Origin of the sequence: Falsihalocynthiibacter sp. S25ZX9 (assembly GCF_041205405.1) — a bacterium.
GTDB lineage: Bacteria > Pseudomonadota > Alphaproteobacteria > Rhodobacterales > Rhodobacteraceae > Falsihalocynthiibacter > Falsihalocynthiibacter arcticus.
In genome coordinates, this window is sequence record NZ_JBGFCD010000261.1 from 1 (window position 1) to 296 (window position 296).

The following is a 296-nucleotide window of genomic DNA, read 5'->3' on the forward strand; positions in this document are numbered from 1 at the left end:
ACAAAAGCCTATACATACAAGCACGTGGCGTCCTCAAGAAGGAGCTGCTGGAGCATCTGCGTGCCAAGCGTACAGTTCGGCGGTCTAAGCATGCCAGCCTCAAGCGCAACGGTCTTGGTCAACCTCTCAGCGATTGCTTTGCATTCGCCTGCCGGTCAGCGGATCAAGAACGCCGTATCAATCTCAGAAAGACCAGCATCGGTCGAGGATCGGGCTGTTCCAGGCCACTGGGAGGGCGATCTCATCGGAGGGTCCAAAAATAGCTACATTGCAACTCTCGTCGAACGTCATTCTCG

The 296-nt window shown here is 55.1% G+C and carries 1 pseudogene; it reads left to right on the forward strand.

What is annotated here, in order from left to right:
• Positions 1 to 296 (forward strand): annotated as a pseudogene (locus AB9F29_RS22165) (transposase); the annotation flags it as partial.